Origin of the sequence: Anaerococcus sp. HMSC065G05 (assembly GCF_001812365.1) — a bacterium.
Classification (GTDB): domain Bacteria; phylum Bacillota; class Clostridia; order Tissierellales; family Peptoniphilaceae; genus Anaerococcus; species Anaerococcus vaginalis.
In genome coordinates this window covers 43815-51814 of the sequence record NZ_KV808727.1, presented here as the reverse complement: position 1 = coordinate 51814, position 8000 = coordinate 43815, and the positions used below count along the sequence as shown (strand labels likewise).

The 8000-nt window shown below is 28.0% G+C and carries 10 protein-coding genes; 7 read left to right on the top strand and 3 right to left on the bottom strand.

Going from position 1 to position 8000, the window contains the following annotated elements:
- The 7 genes from HMPREF2852_RS08705 to mnmA all read left to right on the top strand — a co-directional run.
- On the top strand, positions 1 to 243 hold a 243-nt coding region (locus HMPREF2852_RS08705; protein WP_148130569.1), incomplete at its 5' end, for a threonine/serine exporter family protein.
- Between the two features lie 9 nt (positions 244 to 252).
- Entirely contained in the window at positions 253 to 726 is a 474-nt protein-coding gene (locus tag HMPREF2852_RS08700) for a threonine/serine exporter family protein (RefSeq protein WP_004838346.1), read from the top strand.
- The gene (gene msrA, locus HMPREF2852_RS08695; protein WP_070607747.1) at positions 723 to 1208 is read left to right on the top strand and encodes a peptide-methionine (S)-S-oxide reductase MsrA; all 486 of its coding nucleotides are present in this window, start codon (positions 723 to 725) and stop codon (positions 1206 to 1208) included. The genes HMPREF2852_RS08700 and msrA overlap by 4 nt, the downstream gene beginning before the upstream one ends.
- Before the next feature lie 132 nt (positions 1209 to 1340).
- Positions 1341 to 1772: a hypothetical protein gene (locus HMPREF2852_RS08690; RefSeq protein WP_019118052.1), complete on the top strand. Its 432-nt coding sequence runs from the start codon at positions 1341 to 1343 to the stop codon at positions 1770 to 1772.
- A gap of 8 nt (positions 1773 to 1780) precedes the next feature.
- Entirely contained in the window at positions 1781 to 2002 is a 222-nt protein-coding gene (locus tag HMPREF2852_RS08685; protein WP_004838352.1) for a YdbC family protein, read from the top strand.
- Positions 2003 to 2045: 43 nt separating this feature from the next.
- Positions 2046 to 3131 carry a cysteine desulfurase family protein gene (locus tag HMPREF2852_RS08680; RefSeq protein WP_070607743.1) on the top strand — a complete coding sequence of 362 codons (1086 nt, stop codon included), beginning with the start codon at positions 2046 to 2048 and terminating at the stop codon, positions 3129 to 3131.
- Entirely contained in the window at positions 3115 to 4224 is a 1110-nt protein-coding gene (mnmA, locus tag HMPREF2852_RS08675; RefSeq protein ID WP_070607740.1) for a tRNA 2-thiouridine(34) synthase MnmA, read from the top strand. The genes HMPREF2852_RS08680 and mnmA overlap by 17 nt, the downstream gene beginning before the upstream one ends.
- A gap of 54 nt (positions 4225 to 4278) precedes the next feature.
- Here mnmA and HMPREF2852_RS08670 read toward each other — a convergent pair whose 3' ends face one another.
- The 3 genes from HMPREF2852_RS08670 to HMPREF2852_RS08660 are packed head-to-tail and all read right to left on the bottom strand — an operon-like array spanning position 4279 to position 7893.
- Positions 4279 to 5463 (bottom strand): GspE/PulE family protein, encoded by a 1185-nt coding sequence (locus tag HMPREF2852_RS08670; RefSeq protein WP_070607737.1) that lies wholly within the window; start codon positions 5461 to 5463, stop codon positions 4279 to 4281.
- Positions 5463 to 6992 (bottom strand): YifB family Mg chelatase-like AAA ATPase, encoded by a 1530-nt coding sequence (locus HMPREF2852_RS08665; protein ID WP_070607734.1) that lies wholly within the window; start codon positions 6990 to 6992, stop codon positions 5463 to 5465. Before HMPREF2852_RS08665 ends, HMPREF2852_RS08670 begins: the two co-directional genes overlap by 1 nt.
- Position 6993: 1 nt before the next feature.
- Positions 6994 to 7893 (bottom strand): RluA family pseudouridine synthase, encoded by a 900-nt coding sequence (locus HMPREF2852_RS08660; RefSeq protein WP_070607732.1) that lies wholly within the window; start codon positions 7891 to 7893, stop codon positions 6994 to 6996.
- Between the last annotated feature and the right edge of the window lie 107 nt (positions 7894 to 8000).

Sequence of the window (8000 nt, the reverse complement as noted above, 5' to 3'; positions counted from 1 at the left end):
TTTGTCGCTGGAATAATGGTATCATTTTTAACCTTGATGATTGGAAAATTTTTTGGTGGATTTAATACGGCAAATGTAATAATTTCATCGATGATGCCATATGTACCTGGATTCATTTTGACAAATTCTATAAGAGATTTGATGAGTGGAGATGCAACAAGTGGTCTTGTAGGACTTACAATGTCTTTATTTATTTCATTAGCTCTTGCAATTGGCGTTGCAGTACCCATAACTATTTTATAAGGAGGAAATATGCATTTATTATTAGGATTTATATTTTCATATATTTCAGCTGTTGGTTTTGCTATGCTATTTTCTTGTCCAAAAAGTTCAATAAAATTATCATCACTTGCTGGTGCAATAGGATTTGTAATCTATCAAGTAGTTGGAGATCTAATTGGAGATGGAGTTTTTTTAAAAGCCTTAGCAGGTGCGTATTTTACAGGTATAATGGGAGAAATTTTTGCAAGAAAATGTCACATGCCAGCTATATTATTTATAGTTCCTGGAATAATTAATTTAGTACCTGGAAAAGGAATATATAACACCTTATACTATTTTGTTGACGGAGAAAAATCTTTGGCTTTAATAAATTTATTTGATACCCTAGCAGCCGCGTCAGCAATTTCTTTTGGTATATTATTGGCATCAGCCTTGTCAAAATCATTAAGAGGATTTAAATTTAGAAAACCAAGTAGAAGATATGATTGGAGAAAGAAAAAATGAAAAAAATATATTTAGCAGGAGGATGTTTTTGGGGAGTTGAAGCATATTTTAAAAATATAAAAGGAGTAGAAAATAGCCTTGTAGGATATGCAAACGGAAATAGTGAAAAAACAACTTACGAAAATTTATACCAAACAGACCACGCTGAAACTGTAGAAATAAGCTACGATGGAAAAGAAGAATCATTAGAAAGAATTTTGGAATATTTTTATTATATAATTGACCCATTTTCAATAAATAAACAAGGAAATGATGTAGGTCGTCAATATAGGAGTGGAATTTTTTCAAAAGATAATTACGATTTGGAATTTTCAAAAAAATTTTTAGAAGAAAAACAAAAAAATGAAGATAGAAAAATTCAAATTCAAGTAGAAAAATTAGAAAATTTTGTAAAAGCAGAAGATTATCATCAAGATTATTTAGAAAAAAATCCAAATGGATATTGTCACATTGATTTATTAGATAAACCAAACCTAGATTAAACTAGGTTTTTTCTTTTGAAAAAATTTATAAAAAGATATAATAAAAATTATAAATTGATTTTTAAAAACTTTATAATACAATCCTTGTAGAAGAAATTATTCTATGATATTATACTCAAAGGAGAGGATAATATGGATCTTATTGATGAAAATAATTTAACTAAAAATCAAAAAAATTTGTTGGATTTAAAAATTCGTCTTATCAAGGCTGAGTATGAATTAAATTTTTATTTGACAGGATATGAAAATCTTAGTCAATTTTATGATGATAAGGAAAAACTTGATAGGATTTTTGTTGATTCTTATGTTTCATTGAGAGATCATAACCTCTATGATTTTGTTGAAAAAATCGATAGAATTAAAGAAAGTGATTTTTCCTATAAAACTGATGATAGGAAAATTCAAAATTTTCTTAAAAGTTTAGAAGATATTAAAAATTTAGATGATGATGAGATTATAAAACAAAAGGGTAGAATAAAAAACAGAATTCGTAAAATGGAAATGGCTACAAGTGAGATTGAATATGTTTTGCTTGGGTCTTTGCCAAGAAATTATTATAGTTAGGAGTTTATATGGCAATAAAATATGATATAGTAGAAAATTTGGGAGTTCTTTCAACAAATGCAAAAGGATGGACAAAGGAATTGAATCTTGTTTCTTGGAATGACAGGGATCCTAAATATGATTTGAGAGATTGGAATGAAGATCATACAAGAATGAGCAAGGGAATTACTTTTACAAAAGAAGAAGCTGAAGTTTTAAAAGAAATTTTAAAAGAAGAATTTGACGACTAAGACCTAAATTTTTAGGTCTTTTATAAATTATAAGGAAATTTTAATGATATATTTTGATTATGCAGCTACATCAATAAAAAGAAAAGAGATTTTAAAAGATATTTTTGAAAATATGGAAGATTTTGATGGAAATCCTGATTCTTTGCACGCCTTGGGAAGGGCTGGAAAAAAAGTTTTGGAAGATTCTAGGGTGAAAATTGCAAAATCTATTAATGCAAATCCAAATCATATAATTTTTACATCTTCTGCAAGCGAGGCCAACAATACAATTTTGTCAAATTTCAAGGATGATTTTGTCATTACTTCAAAAATTGAACACGATTCTATTTTAAATACTGTTAATAAGGAAAAAACAATTTTTCTTGATGTTGATGAGGATGGATATTTTTCTCTTGATAACTTGAAAGAAAAGCTTACAGATGATGTAAAACTGGTTTCTTTGATGTTTGTAAATAATGAAATAGGGGCAATTGAGCCGGTTTATGAAATTGGAGAATTTTTAAAAGACAAAAATGTATTTTTTCACGTAGATTGTGTTCAAGCTTATTCTCATGTTGATATTGATGTAGAAAAACTTCATTGCAATTCTATTTCTCTTTCAGGGCACAAAATTGGTGGGATAAATTCTTTTGGTGTTCTTTATTGCAATCAAAAAATCAAGCCTTTTATAAAAGGTGGGGAGCAAGAAAAAGATAGACGAGCAGGAACTTCTTTTACTATGGGTGCATATTCAATGGCAAAATCTTTCCCAAAAGCTATTGGTGAAAGAGAAAAAATCAAAGAATTAAAATCTTATTTTGTAAAAAAGTTGAAAGAATCTAATTTCTTATATGAAATAAATGGAAATTTGGAAAATTCTACTGATCATATATTAAATTTATATTTTCCAAAGGTAAAAAATGAGCTTCTTCTTACATATTTGGATATGAATGGAATTTGCATTTCTGTTGGTTCTGCTTGTAGGGCAGGAAGTGTGGAAGGAAGTAATGTTATAAAAAATATGTACGATGAAGATAGGGCAAGACATTCTGTAAGATTTTCTTTTGGTTTTACAAATACAAAAGAAGATATTGACTATACATTTGAGGTTTTAAAAAAATTAAGGGGGATAGATGGAAAAGAAAGATAAAAAAGATATAAAAGTTATCGTTGGTGTAAGTGGTGGAGTCGATTCATCTGTTGCTGCCCTTTTATTAAAAGAAGAAGGCTACGATGTGAGTGGAATTTTTATGAAAAATTGGGATGAAGAAGATGAAAATGGAGTTTGTACTGCAGAAGTTGATTATGAAGATGCAGTCAAAGTTTGCAATCAAATTGGAATTCCATATTATTCCATAAATTTTGAAAAAGAATATTATGATAGGGTATTTTCATATTTTCTTGATGAATATAAAAAAGGCAGAACTCCAAATCCTGATATAATGTGCAACAAAGAAATAAAATTTAAGGCTTTTTTAGATTATGCAAAAGATTTGGGAGCAGACTATCTTGCAACAGGTCATTATGCAAGAGTTGATAGGTCAAGTGATGAAACCAAAATGCTAAGAGGTCTTGATTCAAACAAGGACCAAACATATTTTCTTTCCCAACTATCCCAAGATCAAATAAAAGATGTTTTATTTCCAGTAGGAGATTTGGATAAAAAAGAAGTTAGAAAAATTGCTAAAGAAAATAATTTGGCAACAGCTGACAAAAAAGATTCAACAGGAATTTGTTTTATAGGAGAAAGAAATTTCAACGAATTTTTATCCCACTATCTTCCAGCAAAAGAAGGAAATATTGTCGATACTGATGGAAATATTATGGGAAAACACTATGGTTTAATGTATCACACAATTGGTCAAAGAAGAGGGCTTGGAATTGGTGGAGAAGGTGAAGCTTGGTTTGTTTGTGGAAAAGATTTAGAAAAAAATGAACTAATAGTTTGCCAAGGAAAAAATAACGAAAAATTATTTTCAAATAGATTAATAGGATCAAATTTATCATCAATTTCAAAAAAGGGCCTAAAAAAAGAATTTGATTGCACATGTAAATTCAGATACAGACAAAAAGATATAAATTCTCATGTGAAAATTTTAGATGATGGAAGAGTAGAAATAACCTACGACAAAACAAAAGCTGTAACCCCAGGTCAAGCTGCAGTTTTTTATGATGGAGAAGTTTGCTTGGGATCTTGCATTATAGATGAAGTTTATAATGGAGAAAAAAGATTAAAAGTTTAAAAAAAATCGGAGAAAATTCTCCGATTTTTTTAAAAAATATTTTTAAATTTATTTCTAATTAAAATAATAAATTGAATCTAAAATTTCTTCAAAGCTTGTGACTCCTTCTAGAACTTTTTTTATTCCATTGTAGGTCATGGACTTGAAATTTTTTTCTTTATTTAAAATATCCAAATCATTTTTATTAAAATTTTTATTTTCAAAAAATAATTTTTTATAGTCATCATCAAAATCGACAATTTCTTCAACAGCTTCTCTTCCTAGGTATCCATCGTGACATTTTTCACAAGATGACGCTTCATAAATATAAGTTTCTTCGTCTATATCAAAATAATTTTTTATAAAATTGTATTCTTCTTTTGATATTTTTCTTTTTTTCTTACAAGAGCAAAGTTTTCTCACAAGTCTTTGGCTTGCAAGAGTATTTACAGATTGTTTTATTAGATAATCTTCAATTCCCAAATCACGAAGTCTGTTTATTGATGCAAAACTATTATTTGTGTGAAGAGTTGTCAAAACTAAATGACCGGTTATGGCAGCTCTTACTGCCATTTTTGCAGTTTCCTTATCCCTAATTTCTCCAAGCATAATAATATCTGGATCTTGCCTTAAAATTGACCTGAGAGCGTTTTGAAAAGTCAAACCGATTTTTTCATTGATTGAAATTTGATTTATTCCCAAAATATTTATTTCAACTGGATTTTCAATGCTAATAATATTTCTTTTTTCATCATTTAATTTATTTAATAAAGAATAAAGGGAAGTAGATTTTCCAGAACCAGTTGGTCCAGAAAAAATTATCATTCCAGATTTATTTTTAATCGCTTTTTCCAAAATTTTTTTTGAATCATCAGAAAAACCCAATAAATTTTGAGATTTTTTAAAATTTTCAATCGATAAAATTCTTAGAACTAATTTTTCTCCGACTATAGTATTTAAAGTTGAAATTCTAAAATCAATTTCTGGAAATTTTTCTAATTTTAAATAACCGTCTTGAGGTCTTCTTTTTTCTGAAATATCTAATTTGGAAGATAATTTAATTCTAGTTAAAAGTTTAATATAAGAAGGATAGTCCATCTCACTTATAATTCTAAGTTTTCCATCTATTCTAAATCTTATTCTTGAAAATTTTTCATCCATTGGCTCAATGTGTATATCACTTGCATTTAATTTTAAAGCTTTTTCTACAAGCTCATTTATATATAAATCTATATTTGAATTTATCAAATTATTATCCATCACACGCTCCAATATTTATCATCCAAAGACCTATATCTTACAGCTTCAAGGAGATGTTTTGCCTCGATTTTTTCGCTAGCATCAAGATCTGCAATCGTCCTACTCATTTTTATAATTTTATTGTAGGATCTTACAGAAAAATTATATTTTTCAAAAGCTTTTTGTCCGATTTCCTTTACATTTTTATCAAGTTTTATATATTTTTTCATAAGTCTTGTAGACAAAGATCCGTTTGTTGAAATTTTTTCATTTTCATATCTTTTTATTTGAATTTCTCTTGCTTTTTGAACTTCATCTTTCATTTGTTTTGAAGATTTTGTTTTTATATTATCATCCAAATCTTTGTATTTTACAGGTTTTATTTCTATATGAATATCAATCCTATCAAGAATTGGCGAAGATAATTTTGATAAGTATCTTCTTATTTCATTTTGAGTGCAAGTACATTCTTTTAAAGGATTTCCAAAATTTCCACAAGGACAAGGATTCATAGCAGCAATCAAAATAAAATCTGCTGGATATTTGATACTTGCCATTGATCTTGAAATATTTATTTCCTTATTTTCCAAAGGCTCTCTCAAAGCTTCTATGGTTTTTTTGGAAAATTCTGGAAATTCATCCAAAAATAAAACTCCTTTGTGGGCGAGAGTTATTTCTCCTGCTTTTGGAATATTTGCGCCTCCTCCAATCAAAGAAACTTCACTTGCTGAATGGTGGGGTGATCTAAATGGTCTATTATTTATTAATTTTCCACTTTCAAGAAGTCCCATCACTGAATAAATTTTTGTAACTTCAATTTTTTCTTCAAAATCCATATCAGGTAAGATCGATGGTAAATGTTTGGCAGAAAAAGTTTTTCCGCTTCCGGGTGGTCCAATCATCAATAAATTATGTCCGCCAGCTGCTGCAATTTGTAGGGCTCTTTTTAATGAATCTTGACCTTTTATATCAGAAAAATCAAAAGGATATGTAATTTTTTTATTTGTATTTGATAATTTTATTTTGTATGGAGATTTTTTGTTATTTTCGTTAAGGTATGAAACTAATTCTTCTAAATTTAAAAATGGAAAAATATTGCAATCTTTTATTATTGCACATTCGTCCTTATTTTCATTTGAAATTATAAAATTTTTAAAGCCTTTTTCTCTCATAGAAATTACCATGGCAAGAGCGCCTTTTATAGGAACAATTCTCCCATCAAGAGAAAGCTCCCCTATAAAAATAAAATCATCTTTTGAATTTTCAATCACTCCCATACTTTTTAAAAGAGAAATTGCAATCGGCAAGTCTAGTTGAGTTCCTTCTTTTTTTATATCTGCAGGCGATAAATTTATGGTAATTCTTCCTTGGGGAAATTTAAAACCAGAATTTATAAGAGCAACCCTAATTCTGTCTTTGGATTCTTTTATAGATGAATCGGGAAGACCGACAATATTAAAAGCGGGCATGCCAGAAGTTATATCAGATTCAACTTCAATTGCCTTTCCATCAAGTCCCAATAGACTTACTGTATTTGTTTTTGAATACATTTTATTCTCCTAAACCCAAAATTTTTTGATATTTTTTAAAATCTTCATGAACTTCTGCACAAAATTCTTTGTAAATTCCATTTTTATCAGTAAATCCTAATTTGTGGCAATGAAGTAGTTGGTGGTCTAAATTAAATTTGTGTTTTACATTTCCATAAACAGGATCTCCCAAAAGTGGATGATTAATATAGGTCATGTGAACTCTGATTTGATGAGTCCTTCCAGTTAAAATTTTGATTTTTACCAAGGAATATCCATTATTTTCTGAAATAACTTCATATTTACTAATAGCATCACGACCAGAATTTGTTACTGCCATTTTTCTGCGATTATTTGGATCACGATTCATAAAAGTTTGAATTGTTCCAGATTTTTTTTGGAAAATTCCATTGCAAATTGCCAAATATTCCTTGTCAATTTTTCTTGTTTCAAAAAGATTTTTCAAATATTTGTAAGATGAATTATTTTTTGCAATTACCATAAGTCCAGTTGTATCCTTATCAAGTCTGTGAACAATTCCTGGTCTGTCATCGCCTCCGATATGAGATAAATTATCGTAGCCAAAATAATCCAAAAGCCCATTAACCAAAGTTCCACTTACAATTGATCCAGCTGGATGGACAATTACATTTTCATCCTTATCAATAATTGCATAGTCTTCATTTTCATAAATGATTTTTAAATTCATATATTCAGCTTCGATTTTTTCTTTTTCAAATAATTTGTCAGAAATTTCTATTTCATCTTCTAAAATTAATTTGTAAGAAGGTTTTATTTTTTTGTTATTTATTTTTATTTTTTCGTCTTTGATAAAATCTTTTACCTTTTCTCTTGGAATTTCTTCAAAAAGATCAGAAAGATATTTATCAATTCTAATTTCTTTATTTGCTTTAATTTTCATAATTAAATTATAGCATTATGAAAAAATATATACAAAATCCTAATTTATTTACAAAGAAAAAATCATTTTAGCTTTTTATATTTAAGAATAATTCTTATGGTATAATC

Bases quoted from the DNA above. Each gene is read 5' to 3' on its own strand.
- HMPREF2852_RS08700 (WP_004838346.1), top strand. From the start codon at position 253: ATGCATTTATTATTAGGATTTATATTTTCATATATTTCAGCTGTTGGT.
- msrA (WP_070607747.1), top strand. From the start codon at position 723: ATGAAAAAAATATATTTAGCAGGAGGATGTTTTTGGGGAGTTGAAGCA.
- HMPREF2852_RS08690 (WP_019118052.1), top strand. From the start codon at position 1,341: ATGGATCTTATTGATGAAAATAATTTAACTAAAAATCAAAAAAATTTG.
- HMPREF2852_RS08685 (WP_004838352.1), top strand. From the start codon at position 1,781: ATGGCAATAAAATATGATATAGTAGAAAATTTGGGAGTTCTTTCAACA.
- HMPREF2852_RS08680 (WP_070607743.1), top strand. From the start codon at position 2,046: ATGATATATTTTGATTATGCAGCTACATCAATAAAAAGAAAAGAGATT.
- mnmA (WP_070607740.1), top strand. From the start codon at position 3,115: ATGGAAAAGAAAGATAAAAAAGATATAAAAGTTATCGTTGGTGTAAGT.
- HMPREF2852_RS08670 (WP_070607737.1), bottom strand. From the start codon at position 5,463: ATGGATAATAATTTGATAAATTCAAATATAGATTTATATATAAATGAG.
- HMPREF2852_RS08665 (WP_070607734.1), bottom strand. From the start codon at position 6,992: ATGTATTCAAAAACAAATACAGTAAGTCTATTGGGACTTGATGGAAAG.
- HMPREF2852_RS08660 (WP_070607732.1), bottom strand. From the start codon at position 7,893: ATGAAAATTAAAGCAAATAAAGAAATTAGAATTGATAAATATCTTTCT.